This window comes from Pseudomonas caricapapayae, assembly GCF_001400735.1.
GTDB classification, from domain to species: domain Bacteria; phylum Pseudomonadota; class Gammaproteobacteria; order Pseudomonadales; family Pseudomonadaceae; genus Aquipseudomonas; species Aquipseudomonas caricapapayae.
On the sequence record NZ_LJPW01000007.1, the window covers coordinates 14,665 to 30,134 of the forward strand.

24 protein-coding genes and 2 pseudogenes are annotated in these 15,470 nt (G+C 54.6%); 10 read left to right on the forward strand and 16 right to left on the reverse strand.

From position 1 onward, the window contains the following. The first annotated feature begins 173 nt into the window (after positions 1 to 173). Both ALO80_RS31830 and ALO80_RS30365 read left to right on the forward strand, forming a co-directional pair. Positions 174 to 500: a hypothetical protein gene (locus ALO80_RS31830; RefSeq protein ID WP_083493096.1), complete on the forward strand. Its 327-nt coding sequence runs from the start codon at positions 174 to 176 to the stop codon at positions 498 to 500. Positions 501 to 606: 106 nt separating this feature from the next. After that, positions 607 to 795 carry a hypothetical protein gene (locus ALO80_RS30365; RefSeq protein WP_144434192.1) on the forward strand — a complete coding sequence of 63 codons (189 nt, stop codon included), beginning with the start codon at positions 607 to 609 and terminating at the stop codon, positions 793 to 795. Between the two features lie 8 nt (positions 796 to 803). Here ALO80_RS30365 and ALO80_RS01065 read toward each other — a convergent pair whose 3' ends face one another. Together ALO80_RS01065 and ALO80_RS01070 are read right to left on the reverse strand one after the other, a co-directional pair. Then, complete coding sequence (locus tag ALO80_RS01065; protein WP_055007614.1) at positions 804 to 1,388, reverse strand: hypothetical protein; 585 nt, start codon at positions 1,386 to 1,388, stop codon at positions 804 to 806. A 51-nt stretch (positions 1,389 to 1,439) separates the two neighbouring features. Beyond that, positions 1,440 to 2,222 carry a DUF2786 domain-containing protein gene (locus ALO80_RS01070; protein WP_055007615.1) on the reverse strand — a complete coding sequence of 261 codons (783 nt, stop codon included), beginning with the start codon at positions 2,220 to 2,222 and terminating at the stop codon, positions 1,440 to 1,442. A 77-nt stretch (positions 2,223 to 2,299) separates the two neighbouring features. On the opposite strand from ALO80_RS01070, the gene ALO80_RS01075 reads away from it, so the two are divergent. Both ALO80_RS01075 and ALO80_RS01080 read left to right on the forward strand, forming a co-directional pair. Then, positions 2,300 to 2,932, forward strand: a complete 633-nt coding sequence (locus ALO80_RS01075) for a hypothetical protein (protein WP_055007616.1) — start codon at positions 2,300 to 2,302, stop codon at positions 2,930 to 2,932. A 100-nt stretch (positions 2,933 to 3,032) separates the two neighbouring features. Beyond that, complete coding sequence (locus tag ALO80_RS01080) at positions 3,033 to 3,275, forward strand: hypothetical protein (RefSeq protein ID WP_055007617.1); 243 nt, start codon at positions 3,033 to 3,035, stop codon at positions 3,273 to 3,275. Between the two features lie 97 nt (positions 3,276 to 3,372). Here the strand turns inward: ALO80_RS01080 and ALO80_RS01085 are convergent, their stop codons facing one another. The 4 genes from ALO80_RS01085 to ALO80_RS01100 all read right to left on the reverse strand — a co-directional run bounded on the left by ALO80_RS01085 (position 3,373) and on the right by ALO80_RS01100 (position 5,593). Then, positions 3,373 to 4,185 carry a YfdQ family protein gene (locus ALO80_RS01085; protein ID WP_055007618.1) on the reverse strand — a complete coding sequence of 271 codons (813 nt, stop codon included), beginning with the start codon at positions 4,183 to 4,185 and terminating at the stop codon, positions 3,373 to 3,375. A 40-nt stretch (positions 4,186 to 4,225) separates the two neighbouring features. Continuing rightward, a complete protein-coding gene (locus ALO80_RS01090) occupies positions 4,226 to 4,579 on the reverse strand; it encodes a hypothetical protein (protein ID WP_016567829.1) in 354 nt (117 codons plus the stop codon). 88 nt (positions 4,580 to 4,667) lie between these two features. Continuing rightward, positions 4,668 to 5,255: a hypothetical protein gene (locus ALO80_RS01095; protein ID WP_055007619.1), complete on the reverse strand. Its 588-nt coding sequence runs from the start codon at positions 5,253 to 5,255 to the stop codon at positions 4,668 to 4,670. Further along, positions 5,255 to 5,593, reverse strand: a complete 339-nt coding sequence (locus ALO80_RS01100; RefSeq protein WP_055007620.1) for a hypothetical protein — start codon at positions 5,591 to 5,593, stop codon at positions 5,255 to 5,257. The genes ALO80_RS01095 and ALO80_RS01100 overlap by 1 nt, the downstream gene beginning before the upstream one ends. A 422-nt stretch (positions 5,594 to 6,015) precedes the next feature. Between ALO80_RS01100 and ALO80_RS32390 the strand changes: the two are divergent. Continuing rightward, a pseudogene (locus ALO80_RS32390) lies at positions 6,016 to 6,780 on the forward strand (MCP four helix bundle domain-containing protein); the annotation flags it as partial. Positions 6,781 to 6,846: 66 nt separating this feature from the next. Then, entirely contained in the window at positions 6,847 to 7,635 is a 789-nt protein-coding gene (locus ALO80_RS32395; RefSeq protein ID WP_375233319.1) for a methyl-accepting chemotaxis protein, read from the forward strand. A gap of 66 nt (positions 7,636 to 7,701) precedes the next feature. Here the strand turns inward: ALO80_RS32395 and ALO80_RS01110 are convergent, their stop codons facing one another. Further along, complete coding sequence (locus tag ALO80_RS01110; RefSeq protein WP_055007622.1) at positions 7,702 to 8,103, reverse strand: helix-turn-helix domain-containing protein; 402 nt, start codon at positions 8,101 to 8,103, stop codon at positions 7,702 to 7,704. Between the two features lie 666 nt (positions 8,104 to 8,769). On the opposite strand from ALO80_RS01110, the gene ALO80_RS01115 reads away from it, so the two are divergent. Further along, positions 8,770 to 9,078: a DUF1654 domain-containing protein gene (locus ALO80_RS01115; protein ID WP_055007623.1), complete on the forward strand. Its 309-nt coding sequence runs from the start codon at positions 8,770 to 8,772 to the stop codon at positions 9,076 to 9,078. Positions 9,079 to 9,131: 53 nt separating this feature from the next. On the opposite strand, the gene ALO80_RS01120 is transcribed toward ALO80_RS01115, so the two are convergent. The 3 genes and pseudogenes from ALO80_RS01120 to ALO80_RS31835 all read right to left on the reverse strand — a co-directional run. Beyond that, positions 9,132 to 9,629, reverse strand: coding sequence for a hypothetical protein (locus tag ALO80_RS01120; RefSeq protein WP_055007624.1), 498 nt, complete (start codon positions 9,627 to 9,629; stop codon positions 9,132 to 9,134). A gap of 113 nt (positions 9,630 to 9,742) precedes the next feature. Then, positions 9,743 to 9,955, reverse strand: a complete 213-nt coding sequence (locus ALO80_RS28800; RefSeq protein ID WP_083493098.1) for a hypothetical protein — start codon at positions 9,953 to 9,955, stop codon at positions 9,743 to 9,745. A gap of 138 nt (positions 9,956 to 10,093) precedes the next feature. Beyond that, positions 10,094 to 10,291 (reverse strand): annotated as a pseudogene (locus ALO80_RS31835) (helix-turn-helix domain-containing protein); the annotation flags it as partial. Positions 10,292 to 10,475: 184 nt separating this feature from the next. Between ALO80_RS31835 and ALO80_RS31205 the strand changes: the two are divergent. Then, on the forward strand, positions 10,476 to 10,646 hold the full coding sequence (locus ALO80_RS31205) for a hypothetical protein (protein WP_159420650.1): 171 nt from the start codon (positions 10,476 to 10,478) through the stop codon (positions 10,644 to 10,646). Positions 10,647 to 10,822: 176 nt separating this feature from the next. Here ALO80_RS31205 and ALO80_RS01130 read toward each other — a convergent pair whose 3' ends face one another. The 6 genes from ALO80_RS01130 to ALO80_RS01155 form a co-directional block, all read right to left on the reverse strand. Next, complete coding sequence (locus ALO80_RS01130; protein WP_055007626.1) at positions 10,823 to 11,665, reverse strand: DUF3037 domain-containing protein; 843 nt, start codon at positions 11,663 to 11,665, stop codon at positions 10,823 to 10,825. Further along, on the reverse strand, positions 11,662 to 12,405 hold the full coding sequence (locus tag ALO80_RS01135; protein WP_055007627.1) for a HipA family kinase: 744 nt from the start codon (positions 12,403 to 12,405) through the stop codon (positions 11,662 to 11,664). The genes ALO80_RS01130 and ALO80_RS01135 overlap by 4 nt, the downstream gene beginning before the upstream one ends. A 41-nt stretch (positions 12,406 to 12,446) precedes the next feature. Beyond that, positions 12,447 to 12,695 carry a hypothetical protein gene (locus ALO80_RS01140; protein WP_055007628.1) on the reverse strand — a complete coding sequence of 83 codons (249 nt, stop codon included), beginning with the start codon at positions 12,693 to 12,695 and terminating at the stop codon, positions 12,447 to 12,449. A 36-nt stretch (positions 12,696 to 12,731) separates the two neighbouring features. Then, entirely contained in the window at positions 12,732 to 12,983 is a 252-nt protein-coding gene (locus tag ALO80_RS01145; RefSeq protein ID WP_055007629.1) for a hypothetical protein, read from the reverse strand. Positions 12,984 to 13,142: 159 nt separating this feature from the next. Then, the gene (locus tag ALO80_RS01150) at positions 13,143 to 13,382 is read right to left on the reverse strand and encodes a hypothetical protein (RefSeq protein WP_055007630.1); all 240 of its coding nucleotides are present in this window, start codon (positions 13,380 to 13,382) and stop codon (positions 13,143 to 13,145) included. A 42-nt stretch (positions 13,383 to 13,424) separates the two neighbouring features. Then, a complete protein-coding gene (locus ALO80_RS01155) occupies positions 13,425 to 14,288 on the reverse strand; it encodes a LexA family transcriptional regulator (protein WP_055007631.1) in 864 nt (287 codons plus the stop codon). Between the two features lie 83 nt (positions 14,289 to 14,371). Here ALO80_RS01155 and ALO80_RS01160 point away from each other — a divergent pair, with 83 nt between their 5' ends. Together ALO80_RS01160 and ALO80_RS30370 are read left to right on the forward strand one after the other, a co-directional pair. Further along, a complete protein-coding gene (locus ALO80_RS01160; RefSeq protein ID WP_055007632.1) occupies positions 14,372 to 14,611 on the forward strand; it encodes a helix-turn-helix domain-containing protein in 240 nt (79 codons plus the stop codon). An 85-nt stretch (positions 14,612 to 14,696) separates the two neighbouring features. Then, complete coding sequence (locus ALO80_RS30370; protein WP_144434193.1) at positions 14,697 to 15,170, forward strand: hypothetical protein; 474 nt, start codon at positions 14,697 to 14,699, stop codon at positions 15,168 to 15,170. Positions 15,171 to 15,470: the final 300 nt, after the last annotated feature.

A 15,470-nucleotide genomic window follows, 5' to 3' on the forward strand; every position in this document is an offset into this window, starting at 1 on the left:
AGCAGGAACCGCTCAGCGCCAGGTGATTTGGGGTTCCACGCAGTGCATGCGGCGTCCTCATCGGTAGCTCACTTTGTGACTGCTGATTCTCGTAAGTTTTTCAGTTTTTTGGGGGATATGTATTAGTTTCCAAAGGATGCATAATCGCCCGCTTAAACACTGGGGGGGATGCGATGAGAATAAGAGGTCAGGTGTTTTGGGCGTGGGCAAACCCGTTCCTTCATTCCCGATCCAGCGACTTCCGTTTGCAGGATCGAGGCACAATCAACGTCCAAGTGAGGACGTCGACCACTGGTTCAGTGGGACTCTTCATCGGTATTTACTGCCCTGATGGAACAATGCTATTTGAAGAGTCCTTTGACTCTCGTCCGGGCCAGACAATGACTCAGGCTTCTGATTGGGGAATGAACTGGGCCAAATCGTGGTTGGACTCTTACTCCTCGCAGCCCACCGGAGATGTTAGGCGCAGCCGCCCAAGGAAGGCAGGCGTCTTTGAGTAGCCGTATTCCTACCGCTAACTGAATTAATTGTGAACTGAGGAGTCTACGCTGCAGGCGTGCATGACAATCCGGAATTCCTGGTGAGGCTCGTCGTTGGGCAAAACGCATGCGCGATTCCGAAGAATATAGATTCAAATGTCACGAACTCCTGCTCCAAGTCGATGCTACTACTGCAACACTGATGATGATGGTGGTTGCAAAAGATGTCTGCGGAACCCGCTGGGATGATGCTGTAAGTGTCCAAATTCGAGCCTTTGAGGCCTGGACCAGCTATCTTCACGCTCCGCACGGCTGATGCATCACTCATGATGTTTCCCCTGTGTATTCACGCCAAGCGACCTTTACGCCGTTGACCAGAAAGCCCCAGTCGCCTTTCCAGTGGCTGGTGATGAAGAGCGTGTAGACGCCGCCGGGCGACACTTCGTCGATGCGATGGTATTCGCCGTGCTTGAGCTGGGCCGTGTCGCCCGGTCGGCGGTCTATGTACTCAGTGGCCTGGAACGGTCCATCGAAGCTTTCGCGCAGCTCAGCAGTCTTGATCAGCGCAGCGATCAGAAGGGGATCGTCGGTGGCCAGCAAGCGCTGCTCCCTGTACCAGCCCCGCAGGATCACCGTGCGCGCATCCCAGGGATGGTCATGTAGATCGCGGTCGGCGTCGGGCCGCATGATGTGGTGCACCCGGATTGACCAGGGGCACCAGAGGATTCGCCCGAGGTGCGTTTCCCTGTCGTAGGCGTTGAATAGCCACCAGCGACCCATGTACACCTCTTGGCCATCAGCTGACCGGATGTGCAGGTATGGAGTGCGCTGGGCGCGGTTGATGAGCCAGGCAGCGATTGCCGGGCGAGCGAGTACCTTGGCGAGCAGTCGCCAGAAGAGGTTGATCATAAAAATGCTCCGGCCAGGCATCTGCCTGATGAGGCCTTCAGGGTGAAAGAGTTAAGCGCTCGCTGACAGGGCAGGGGCATGCTCTGCGCCGCTGGCCAGACCTGCGTGAAGATCGACCTTCTGGCCGGCAAGCATTCCTGCGATTTGAGCATCCAGGTCGAGTTGGCTTTCTCGCGCCTTCCTCGCTTTCCCGACTCGCTTGTCTGCCAGGTATGCCTTGATTAGCGCTTGGTGCTGGGCTTCGACGGCGACCAAACCTTGCCCAACGCCATGCTGCGGGAGGGCGTCGGCTTCCTCTCCGCGTGGAATCAGCTCTCGCAACTTACGGCGCACCTGACCTACCCAGGCAATTGCAAAATGGTCTCCGGCGGTGGGCGCGGAATAGCAACTGCGGTAGCGGCCAGATCGCACTCCCGCGACATATTCATTGCGCGCTTTGGTGAGCTTGGCCAACAGCGTTTCGTATGCATAGAGCGCGATGTGCTGCGCCGGACTGACACCGACGAACGTCGCACGCTCCACCCGCCGTTTTTTGATGCTGCACCAGTGCTGGTAGCGCAACGATTTGCAGTTGAAGACGCTGGCCACAACGGAGCTCAAGTGCTGATCCCACAGCGGACGGCGTTCGGCGCGCGACATGGACGAGTCAACCTCGCCGACATCGCTCAGCTTCATATCTGTCTCTGTGAGCTGGTACTCACGCATCAGCGCCTGCGCCTGGCGCATCGCTGTAGCAGCTTCGTTTTCATTCGAGCTTTGCGACAAGGCCAGACAGTGCTTGATCTTACGGATGGCCCGCTCGAGTTTTTTGGGATCGATCTGATTTTCGGACATGGTTCATCCTCGCCGGGGTGGCGTGAGTCGTTGAAGTGGGGTATTGGTGTGCGATTACTCAGAACGGAAGCTTGCACGTGACAGCCAAGGAAATACTTAATCGCTTCTCAAAAATTGTCCTAAAAACGCTTTGGATATGCACAGTGATCTGCAGTGTTTTTTTTCTAGCTTTTATCGGGTTGGTCCTGGCTTTGAAAGGAGCCACATCAGAAACGGCGGCCTGGGTCCAGGCAGTTGGTTCCATAGCAGCCGTATGGGGGGCATTCATGGTGGTTAATATCCAGCACAAGAGAGCTGTCTCTGATCGTGTGGCGGCTGAACTTCAATCGAAACTTAAAAAAAAGCTACTGGTAGCGCGGCTAGCCCAAGATACTTTTATTCACTTAGGTTTTCTGCAGCATGCGCTGGAACAGTCTTTCGCGGACTATGGAACTCCCTCGCTTTCTAAATATGTGATTGAAGGTAACGATTCAAGGTGGAAGCTTTTATCCGAGACATTAAGGTCGGTAGTTGTAGATGATCTGGAGGGCATCCAGCTAATGTTTCTGATGGATCTTAAGATAGGTTGCGACTTCGCGATAAAACTTTGCTCCGGTCTGGAGCAGTGGAATCCGACAGGGGATGCGGAAAAGCTTCAGGTCATCCAAGTTGCTTACCATCTCGAGCGAGCTGAAACAGCATACAAATTGATGAACCCCTTGAATGGCTAGTTAGCTATTTGGCTCCCCACCGATTCGTGTCCGGTGGTGGCAATTTGGTTTGGGATGGGGTATTACGGGTGACCGGCATGGTGCCGCGAGGAGTGTTGTTATGAGCTACAAGACACGGGTAGTTTTTACGATCAAAGAGTCAGGCGAAGGTGTGCCCTACCTCAATATGGAGTTTCATGACGACATTCCAGGGCTGCCAGACAACCCTCCAGCTTTCGACCTTCCGCCTGGAACTGATATGTTCAAAGCAAGGGAGATCGCATCATATTTGAACAAAAATATAGATGCTTTCAGACCGTTTCCGCATGTGCCTGAGGCGCGGTTTCAGACTGAAGTTAAGTAAGGGCTTGAGCTATTTCGATTGAGCTACATCACTTGCCTCACTATTCACGCCAAAATTACCGCGCCCCTACGTTGAGCTGAGGCGCGGCAACCTAACTTTAAGCAGCAAAACTGCCCAGCGCCAGCTGAGCGGCATCGCCCACCTTCGCTTCAAGCACTGACTTGAACTCTTGCGCAATCTCTTCGCGCTGCACGTCCTCGCCCACCCAGCGCAGTTTCAGCACCGGTTGTGCGCCGCTGGTGATGACCGAGATACGCAGGATGATTTCGCGCTGTTGCAGGCCTTCAAACGGCACTGCCGAGAAGATCAGCGACGTGGGCAATGTTTCTTTGCTGGTCGCCTCGATGGCATCCATTGCGCTGCGGCTGGTGCGTGTTTCGCTGACGGAGTGATCGCTTTCCGAAGATGCCTTGACCGTGATCGTGCGAACGGCGGCGATGGCTTTCGCCAGTGGGATGTTCTGCAGGTCATCACCGACCGCTGACAGGGCGCTGTGCCAGTCTTCAATCCAGTCGCTCATATCCTTCTGCGACATGGCCTTGCCACTGATGGCCTGCACGGCCTGATAGGCGGCAGTTGGCTTGAGCTTCAGCACGGCGCGGTCATCCGCGTGGCCTGGCACTTCCTCGTTGCCCAGGTTGAACAGCACCGAACAGGTCATTTCGTCCTGATTGATGAAGCCTTTTGCGTCGGCGACTGCGCGGTCGGACACGTATTTGGCGAAGTCCGCCAGGGAGTTGGTGGAGAACGTGCCACGGAAGCGGCTACGGCCTGCACCGAATTGCTCAAGGTTCACGATCTTCGCGCCTTCTGGCAGCACGATGGTCGGCGTGACGGTGTTCAGCTCTTTGCCTTCTGCGATCAGCGCGGTGTCGGTGATCAGCTGGATTGCTTCTTTCGTGAGGGACATTTGTCAGCTCTCTTTGGGGAGGAAGGGTTGTTGCGATTGATCAGGTGCGAGGCTTGACCGGTGCTTGGTCGCGTTCGAACAACTGGCCAGGGTGCGGAGCTTCAGCGAACAGCGTTACTTGGCCGCCGGTGCCGACGTTCATCGGGGTATCCAACGCGGTGTTCTCGCTCCGGGTCCCGCGCTTGGTCGGCACCTTGTAGTCGAGCTTGTGTTTGATTTTCACCATGTGGGAATCGCCGATCTGGCTCATGTCCAGGGTGATGACCAGTTTCCCGGCCTTGCCATGCTCGACAACGCCCGAGGCGACTTCGGAAATTGCGTAACCGATCTGGCTGGCGAAGGCCCCGCCATTCAGCTCGTTCAGGAATTCGGTGGTATCGGTAGGTGTGGACATGGTTTTTTCTCCGGGGGCTTGATTCCACTGGATGGGATGTTGATTTGAAGAGGGCGGCGGCGATGGTTGGCGCGGGACTGCATGCGCCTCATTTCGGGCTTGGCCCTTGCAGCGGGTAGTCGATGTTGAATTCACGGATCAGCCGCTTGATCATCGTGTTACTCAGTCCGAGCTCGACGACGGCGGCCTTCTGCGATATGCCGCGATCGCGTGCGGCTTTGATCCGGACCACGTTCAATGCGTCAGCCACCGGATCGTGCTTATACGGTATGAGGTTCGAAGCCGGGCTGAACGCTTTGTATTCGAAGCCATGCACGCGGGCCATTTTCCGAAGCCTGTAGATGCTCAGGCTGGTTTTGCGCATCACATCGGTGATCGTCATCGTCTCGGCAAGCTTGCGGACGACTTCGACCTGCTCGGCCCGGGCGTTGCAGCGGTCTTGAATTACGTCTTGGGGCGCTGCGGCCCGCAATGCTTCTTTCGTTCGCCGACGCGGTACAGGCTGGCGCGCTACCGGCGCACTCATACGGCCGTATTCCTTCGCCTTGGGCTTCAAGGGAAAGCCTTTTTGGGTTTCGATCACGCCGCCGCGCTTGAGGAACGCAGCCACCTCAGCCTCAAGGATGGCGGACCGCTCTTTGTTGCGCTGAATCGTGCTCAGCTCTGGACTGATCATCAGCTGGCACCGTACAGGGCGAACAGCGCCAGGCCGGTGGCGATGGCAGCAGTCCAGCGCAGCATGTGCGATCCGAACGAAAACTTACGCACTGGCTGGGCTTCGAGCTGGGCGGCGACCTTGCAAGCTGCGCTGTGGCCGCGATGCACGCCACGCACATTGCCGGTCGAGCGCTCGACGATGCCGAACTCGTTATTGCCGTTCGGCACGACCGTGAAGCGCGGCAGAGCCGCCGGATTCTTGCGGCCGACCTTGTCGTAAAACTCGGCAGTGGAAAGGTTGCAGCGCTGGCGCAGGCCTTCGAGGATTGCACGGCGCTGGGTGATTGTCTGATGCATAGAAGTCTCCATGACCGCATTGGCCAGATGACAGGCGCGGGTGACCAAACCCAGCCGTGAGACTGGCCTGTCACCTGCCGATGCGGTCGTTTGATTTAGGGGGGGGGGCTGCAGGCTTGAAGCTGCATTGGAATGTCGGGCCGCACCATTTTTCGCAATCGACGTCCGGGCTTCGCCACAATCTGATTGCTCTGGAGACGCTTTTTTCATGTCCCGCCGACATTCCGATGCAGCCTGGCGCTATGACAGGGTTCGGGCAGTTTTCGTCAAGCTGACGCAATTCGATTATATGAGCGCGGTCAGGAGTAACGATCCGCAGCTTTTTGGGTCGCATCACGTTTTGATGATGTGCTTAAAGTTTCCAACTCTGGGTCGATAGCCTGTTGAATATGTCAGCCATCATTGGAAAGCAGGAATCTCACATGCGCCTTAGAAATCTCAACGTAGCTCCACGAGCTGCCCTATTTTTCGCTTTGATAATCGCTTTGGTGTTTGTGCTAGGCGCATTCGCAGTGCTGCAAATGGGCAAGCTGAGGGACTCCGAGAAAGACGTTGAGCTCAATTGGATGGCCAGCATTCGCCAGACCGCTTTGATGAACAACGCAGCCCTTCGCCTCAGGCTGGAAACCCAGCGCGGCCTGGCTGACCCACAATCGATTCAGAAAAACATCGAAAGCTTTGCTGGATATCGCAAGGCGTTCAGCGACGCGGTGGCAGGTTATGACGCCCTCATAGCGAGCGATAAAGAGCGTTCGTTTTACACATCGGTAAAAAACAGTGCCGATGCCTACTCCAAACAGCTGGATATTCTAGAGCCGTTGATGAGGCAGGGGGATATAGCTGCGGCGGTCACTCAGGTGAGTACAACGATCCGCCCTTTGACGAACAACATGGAGCAGCAGATCAAGGACCTGACCTCCTTTAACGATAAGGGCGCAGCGAGCGCAGGACAAACCGCAACTGAGCTCTACGACGACGGTCTTTTGCTGGTAATCGGCCTTATCACGGGCGTGGTCATCTTGACGGTTGGATTGGCATTATTGCTGACGAAAAGTATTACCTCTCCGATTAACGATGCGTTAACTGTGGCAGAGCGTATTGCGGCAAGTGACCTTTCCAAGGAGGTATTGGTCAGCGGAACTGATGAAGCAGGGCGACTGTTGAAGGCGCTTGCGCAAATGCAGACTAACCTCCGCACCACGATAATGGAGATATCCGATTCGTCTACCCAGCTCGCCTCGGCGTCGGAAGAAATGACGGCGGTCACTGAGGAGTCTAGCCGTGGTCTTGTTGCCCAAAATGACGAGGTCAATCAAGCTGCCACAGCGGTTACGGAAATGAGCGCTGCAGTTGATGAGGTAGCCCGTAACGCGGAGTCTGCTTCCGAAGAGTCAAAGCGTACCCAAGGCTATACCGAGGTAGGTCTGGCGCGAGTGGCTCAAACACTGAAGTCTATTCAGAAGCTGAACGGTAACGTTGAAAACACCAGCGAGCAGATTCAGGGTTTGTCAGATCGTGCGCAAAGCATTACCAAGGTTGTCGAGGTTATTCGGGCGATTGCAGAACAAACCAACCTGTTGGCCCTGAACGCAGCTATTGAGGCTGCGCGGGCTGGCGAGCAAGGTCGTGGGTTCGCTGTGGTTGCTGACGAAGTAAGAGCTTTGGCGCATCGCACCCAAGTTTCGACTCAAGAAATTGAGCAGATGATAGGTGCTATACAGAGCGACTCTGACCAGGCGGTGAAAGCGATGAATACGAGCAGGGACCTAGCCACCGAATCGCTGGGCGTCGCTCAAGAGGCCAGCACCTCGCTGGATCAAATATCGACGGCCATTATCCAAATCAATGAACGTAACCTTATGATCGCCACAGCATCTGAAGAGCAGTCACATGTTGCCCGTGAGGTAGACCGGAATCTGGTCAGTATTCGCGAGCTGGCAACTCAGAGTGCTGCGGGTGCCAGCCAGACAGCAAGTGCATGCGGTGAGATGTCAAAACTCGCGGTCAACTTGAATCACCTGGTCAACCGATTCGTAGTGTAACAAAGGCCATTTTTAGGGCGCTTTTAAACGTCCAGTGGAGTCTTAAGGGGCGGCAGCGAATCATGCTCAGCAGATCGCTGTTACTGGCCGGAGCTTGTCCGAGCCCTTACGACTGATCTTCTGTTCGTACCCGCCCCGGCGTGACTCTGGGGCTCTGCGCTCGCGCCTCATCGATTCGTCGCCCAGGACTGCGTGCAGAACGATCACCGACATGAATAACAGGCAGAGCGGGGAAATGATCTGTCGGCGCATGGCCTCGGCGATCATCGCTGTCTGGCGATTCACACCCAGCTTGAACATGGCGACCGACAGCCGCTTAACGACCGTGCCCGGCGCGATGCCGAACGTTCGGGCGATTTCCTTGGCTGTGCAGCCCTGGGCGGCTGACAACAAAAACTGCAACTCTCGCGGCGCAAGACCACGGCCGAGGTGGCCTCTCCATGCCCCACATACGATGGTGGTGTCCATTACGTTTTACTCGGTGGTTGTCATCCCAAAGCACCCGGCAAGCCAGATGCTTTGGTGATGATGTGCACCGCGACCCGCTGCTGGCGTCGGTCGCGGCTTGCGGCGTTAGCGATGTTGGTCAGTTGCCCGCTGTTGATTGCAGGGCTGACCGGTCGTTTTCATAGGTTGGCGGTGAGCTTCCTCCCCAGGGCGTCAATCAACATCTGTATCTATTCGCCGTGGATCACAGGTCCCTACAACATGCACGCTGCAGCTCGTTTGCCCGGTTAGGTGGGCAGGGTGCATGAGGTCCAGCACCCCTCATAGCCGAGGCTCGGGGCGCTAATTCAGTTATCGCTTTGGTGATGCGGTGCAGCAGGTGATTCCGTTCTCTGTAAAGAGCTTCGTCCAGTCGGTCCCGTTATCCGGGGCTGGGAGATCACTTCGCTGATCCCGTGCTATCTGGCGGCTTCACCAGTCTTGTGGTCGCTGCGTTTGATCGCTGCGATGGATGAAATATGAACTACAGGTTCATATTAAGTCAAGTACCAAAAGTACATATTTTTTAGAAATTATTTAGCCGGGGAAAATTGAACTTCATCCCGCAAGGGGATTTACCGCGAACCGCTGGTTCGCTATGCTGTGCAAATACTGGATAAATGTACAGTTGTAGGAGGTCGCATTAGCATGGCGCAGACGAAGGCAAAACTAGCAGTACGTGTTGAGATGTCCGGGGTAGAACGCTTGGGGCTTCGGGTGTCAGACATGATCAACCACCCAATCGCGCAGGTTCAGCGGTGGGTGGGGATTCACCGTCTTGATACGGACGGCGACCGGGAATGGGAAGAGGTGATGGGCGTGCTATCAGCCACGGACGAGCTGGATGTGACTTTCGAGGATGACGGTTCGGTTACGGTGCGATGGGAGCCAATCGCCCTGGACGATTTGCCCGTTGATGCTGTAGATGATCCAGGAGAAGCCCCAGCACCTTTTTGACGCCCACAAAAAGCCCGCTTGGAGGCAGGCTTCAGATCGGTTTGGTTGATTGGCTACTGCACGAATTTGACCTCAGCCGCCAATGCTTCTTTGGCGGCAATGTACTGAGTTTTGGCCCGTATGTCTGGCCTGCTGTAGATACTCATGGTTGAGAGATACGCCGACCATTTGGCGTAAAGGTCTTTTGCCAAGTCAGCCTGTTTTGGGTTGACTTTTGCGGCGTTAAGCACCGCAACCGCGGCATCGCCTTCAGATCTCGCATTGCGATTGCAGTCGAGTAGAGATCGGGTGTACTCAGCGATCCCTTGTGGATTTCTGTATCTAACGGCATAGCTCCCATTGCTTGCTTCCAGGGCGCACTGAAAAGCCGGGATATCAAGCTGTTGGGCGAAATTGGCAGCCGCTGTTCTTCTTTCGTCGTACTTGAACTCAATCGGCTTGAAGGTGTGAGCTTCTCGCGGCACGCTTTGATGCTGATTTTGCTGCGGGCCGGCACAGCCGCCTATGGAGATTGCGATAGACAGCAATACTAATATTTTCGATGTACGCATCTTTCATCCTTCCATAGAGTTGGGCCGAGACCTTACCACGCGAGCCGTCCGCCATCATTGGATGAAGGGCAAAAAAAGCCCGCTCACTGGCGGGCTCGCATTATGCATGAGGGTCAGCTCTGCGATCGAAACAACAGCTCTGCAAAGCACTCGGCAACCATTTCGGAATTTTCCTCTAGCACACCCAGATACTGCTCGACACGTCCGGATACATCCGTCGAGCCTCGCTGATCAATCCATTGACTAATTTCCTCGACGGCACTGGCGATGGCGTTGGAGTTTTCGTTAAGACGGTAGAGAAGGGCAATCATCGGGTCAGATGGCATGGTCATTCCTCCTGCTGGGGCGGAAATCGTAGCAGGCACATCTGTTGCGTGACTCGCAGTTGGTCGGACCGTGACTCGCTCTGCTGAGCGGTCGGCTGTGTGGCGTCTTGTCACCTTAGAAGTGGCCACTTGCTTTGACCGACGGCCAGTCAGCACGTACAGAACGTCAACTCCAGCACTGTCTACCCGTGCCAGATAGTCTGCCTTGGGAATCCTTCGCCCGGCCTCGTAGTTACCTTGGGCATTCAGTTTGACACCGCCAATTTCTGCGAAAGCGTCCTGTGATAGTCCGAATCGCATGCGCTCGCTTTTCAGCCGATCTCCGATTGAGGGCATAGGTTTTTCCAGTATGGGGTAGAGATGACAAAGGCAACCAGGGTGGGCGGCTTGGGCAGATGAAGCCTTAACCGAAACGCTCAGTCAACTTGAATAAAGCGTTTGCCGCTGGACGGGATCGTATTTGCATTTATGCTGAAAAGGGTCGACAGATATTTAGGACATGCAGCCAATGACAGTCCGCATGAACACGCTGGTGGGAGAAGAAATACCTGCTGCCTTGCGCAGACCAGGCCTGGACATAATTTTCACAGTCGAGAGCTCAGATGGCACGGTGCACTATCTGGAGTCTGACATCGAAGCTTTGCAGCTCATGATTGAGATCGATGATGAGGAGAGACGGACAACGCGTTGATCTGATCGCAAATCTCGCTAAGTTGTGTGCCAGGTCAAATCAAAGGGGGGGGCAGTCCAACCGCGGATCAGCAGGTCGATGCGGGATGGGCAGGTCGATGCCTGCGCGGGGTAGGGGGCTCGCCGCGGTTGCCTAGCGGTAGAACGAAAAAGCCCGGCGCTAGGGCCGGGCTTTAGCTACGCTATCTCAGCCGAGGCGGGAATGCCCTCCTTAATGAGGCTCACCATACTTGCTCGATCTTCTTCTGCGCTGATAACGCGAACCTCTGGAAATGCACTCAACTCCGTCGAAACCTCTTTATAAGCCTTAAACAGCTTCGGCTTGCCAGCGATTGGAGGGCCTGCGACAAACAAAGTATCAGGCGGCAGTTGGCCCTTTGCACTCAAACGTCGCATTCTTGATATCCATGCATCACCGTGCTCATAAATTTTTCCGGACTCTTCGTGGCCGAGGTGCAATGGTTTGATTGCCTGCACAGGCTTGCCGCCTTGAATGAGTACAAAGGGAAATTTAACAGGATAATCCGCTGAGCCCAGCTTTCGGTCCACGTAATGTTGTTTCAGATTAACGTCAGCCAAAAGCCTGCCTAACTGCTTCTCGAGAGCTACTTCTTGGTACTCTTTTGTTGCAAAGCTATGCTTCACATAGTGATCAAATAAAGCTTTCAGCGCTTGGTCTGACGTTGCCGCAACAACTGATCCTGGCTCACTGAATCGCATCATCGTTTCCCGTGGATGCACCAGGTGACTGAATGTTGCCGCGAGAGCCTGACGATCGGACCTGTGATTTGTGAAAAATCCACTGAGCCTGGCAAGCTCAGCGTGCACTTCCTTCCGCGCCCTGATAAAAATCTTTGCGTCAAGGCTCGGGAAAAATGTCGTTACGCGCTGGCGCTTTGTCTCTAGAGCGAAACGAAAATCACCATTATTTGCAAATAGAACTATCCCAATATTTACAAACTCACCCGTCTCTGGGTAAGGGAGAAACCTCAAAATCGAGTAGTTACATATGATTCTCATAGGGCCCCCCAGAATCGCTCTTCCTTGAACATCTGCAGAATTTCTAGCCGACTTGCTAGCGTTGGCTCTGTCAGGTCGACGAGGTCTGCATCCCTATAGAGCCAGTCATCCGTCAAAAAGGCGATGATCGTATCCCAGTTCGACAGTGCCTTGCTTAAAATCTCAGTGTATTCCTGACGAACGAGGTAGTCCCTAAAATCTTTGCGACAATCGCAAAATACGTGCTCTTCAAGAAATTCTTTTGGATTGAATGAGTTATGAAAGGCCATATTGTGATCTATGACAGCCAGCTCGCCACGACTGTCCAAAATTAGGTTTACGTTCCCACCCATTGGCCCGAGAATTCGGTCACCGTTTTGCACCCACCAATCAAAGAGCAGAACCTTCCTCGTCAGGTTCCTTGGGGTGGATTTCAGATGAGCTATGCTGAAATCTACAGCGCTTTCGACCGCTTGCGATGCAAAAGCCAATCCTCCTTCTAGATCTGACACGTTCGGAACCACGCTGAAATCGATCAGGTCTTGTGGTACGACCATCTTTTTCCATGGCGGAATGGGCAGCCCGAGAAATTTGCCTAGTTCTGCGCTGAGCAGTTCGGATATGAGCGCCGGACCACCTGATTTGGAAACGCCTTTTACAAAGTATGTTTCCCCATCGTCTGCACGAATAATGAAAGGCTTGATGGATATTCCCTGATGGCTTTGGCGAACAATTTCTACAGCTGTTACTAAGTCCGACATAGCCGCACTGTCCCTGAGATAAATTTAAAGACGAAACCTTCTCAGCCTTGCGGCTGTGTTTGCTTTCGGATAATGATCCCCGCTTTCACCTCATCCACATACCCAGCCAGCTTGTCCTCGCCAGCATGGAAAACCGTGATCATCTTGAATATGGCTTGGGCATCGGCCTCATTGCCCGCAAGGCTCAATCGCTCGGCGATCCGCATCAGCTCCACTGCTGACCATTTGAAATCGGCAGCTAGGCCCTGAAGGTCGCGTGCCAGCTCTTGGTTTGGCTTCGTCATGTCCATCATTGCGTCCTTGCATCATTCAACGTTGACTGTAATTCATCCAGCCTCTTTCGACATTTGGAGCACGTACCTTGCTAGCAGGTGGTTCCCCGCGTAAAACTCCTCGCTCACCCTCTTCAGCATTAGGGCGTCCACTTCACACCCGTCGCTTCTCAACCGTGATGCGATTTCAGAAAGCTCGTCGTGCGACCAGTACTGGTCGCTTCCTTTTTGATACCTACAGATTCCGTCCTGATTTTCCCCCGTCAATAGCTCAAAAACCCTTTGAGCTAGTAGGTCGATAGTCATGGGCGCCTCTAGGATTTACCTATTCTGGCTGATGCTCGGAGCCACTGCCCTCAAGATTTCCGCCGAAGAATTTATGGACAGGGCGTGGTCCTCAAATTACGTGACCTCTCCTTGAAGGCGAGCGTATCGAGCGTACGATGCCGCCTTAGATTGCGCGGCCTACTCATCTCGTTCCCGCGAAATACTTCCCACCTTTACCTCATCCACATACCCTACCAATTTGTCCTCGCCGGCATGGAACACCGTGATCATCTTGAAAATGGCCTGGGCGTCAGTCTCATTGCCCACCAGGCTCAACCGTTCCGCGATCCGCATCAATTCCACGGCTGACCATTTGAAGTCGGCAGCGAGGCCCTGAAGGTTCCGCGCGAGTTGTTGGTTCGGCTTTGTCAATCCCATGACAGGTACTCCTTTCAAAGCCATATCAGCCGGGTGGCCCGCTCACACCAGCTGAGCATTCCACACCAGCAGCACCCGAGCCTGGATGTAGGTCTCGTCCACGCGGATCGTCTCCGGCGGGTGCCTTCTATTGTCAGAAATCATCTTGATCTGGTTATCGCCCATCCATTGCAGGCGCTTGATGTAAAGATGTCCGTCCCACGAAAACATGTAGATCCCATCGCCCGCGAACTCCCGGATGCTGATGTCCACCAAAAGCGGGTCACGATGCTTGATCGTCGGAGCCATCGACTGACCCCAGCCTGTCACCATTTTTAAGTGGAAGTGCTCGGTGAATTCGACGCCCATCTCGCGCAGATGCTTTGGACTGACTCGCACGTCCTGAAGCATCTCTGGGTAGTCGTGAGGTATCTGACCTCCGCCCATCGCGGCGCGAACATCGTAGTGCGCGATCCAAACCTCATCGCCGACAACACCTGGACGGTAGTAGTCAATCTCGATTGCGCCGCCGCCATCTTCGGCACCGGCCGCTGCGAGCAACCGCATACGGGCATCCTCGGAAAGACCCTTACCCTGCTTGGAGAGCATATCGCGAACGATATCGGACGCAGACTGCTTCTCCGTAGTGGCCGGTTTTTCAATGCTGGCCAGCTGCGACAGTGCGGGATCATCACCGACACCATGCTGTAGCCACTCGATCTTTACACCGAGCGCGCTGGCAATGGCCTGCATTTTTGCTGGCCCAGGCAATGATTCGCCATTTAGCCATTTGCTCGAAGCCTTCGGCGTGACCTTAGCTATTTCAGCCAGTCGAGCGCCGGCACCCCACTGGTCAATACCGTGAGCCGAGAGGGACTTCTTGAGGCGGGCCACGAAGGCGGCGCGAATATCTTCGATCTGAACCATAGGTTCAATATCGCATGCTATTGCATGTACTTTCAGTTCCGACATAATATGTACTGTGAGTTCACATTTGACCCGGAGGCCACATGAGCCCGCTAAAGAAATCGATTGACGACGCCGGCGGCGTTCCGGTGGTGGCCTTGGCTTGCGGAAAGACCCCGCGCGCTGTTTACAAATGGCTCACCGCCGAATGCTTGCCGCGCACTGAGTACACAGGAGAAACACATTACGCGGAGCGAATTTCAGCACTTGCTGCGGCCAGGGGTAAGCCTTTTGAGGTTTCTTGGCTTCTTGCCGAAGCGAATCCGAACAAGTCAGCGGCATGACGTGAATTATCCGCTCAGGCGGGAAGGGCAGGTAGTACAGCGGATGGGCTGTTGATTCATCCAGTACACAATCTCGGAGTAAGACATGAACGAAAGCAACAGCCACACCGATGCATCTGAGCAGTGCCGCGAGCAGGCCGAGACCGTCGAGCTCTCTTGTGGAGACCGCGAGGCTGCAGTGAAAGCGATCTGCGATCGAGCAACAGGCACTACAACGCAGGTCGCCGCCCAGATTCTCGCAGGCATCGCTGCGCTTGATGGTCGGCGTCTTCCAATCCTGCTGTGGCCGGAAGATGTCACGCGCGAAGAAAAAGCCGCCTGGCACGATAAAGAGGCTGGCTTCTGGAAAGAGTCAGCCAAACGTTTTTCAGTGGTTATGTCGGCTCGAAATGAGCCGCAAAGTCCAGATATTCCGGAAGGAAGCTTACAGAGTTCTTCACCGGATCAGCCTCTGCCCCATTCAACTTCAGCTGCTCCAGTTCACTGCGAAGCAGAAGAAGAAAATCGCCTTCCTTCTGTATTTGGCGAGCCTGCTCAAGGGTCCAGTGATGCTTGTTAATCAAGTAAAGGTGGAGAATATCTGCTTGAGACGGGTGATCCCAAATCGCAATGTTTCCGTTTCGAAGACGCTCTGCAAAGCATGCAAGCTTGTAGCTTCCCAGTGCCTGCCAATACTCCTGCCCACTCACTTGTCCGCTAAATCGTCGTTCAGGGTCTTCCTTGAGAGCTTTTTCGAACCTATCTACCTCGTCAGCCCATACCCATTTGTAGTTGATTTTTGGAAATCTCATATGTCCGGTCTCCGTGACCTTGTTGTGTGGAAGCAGAAAGCTACCACGGATGCACCGGACACCTACAG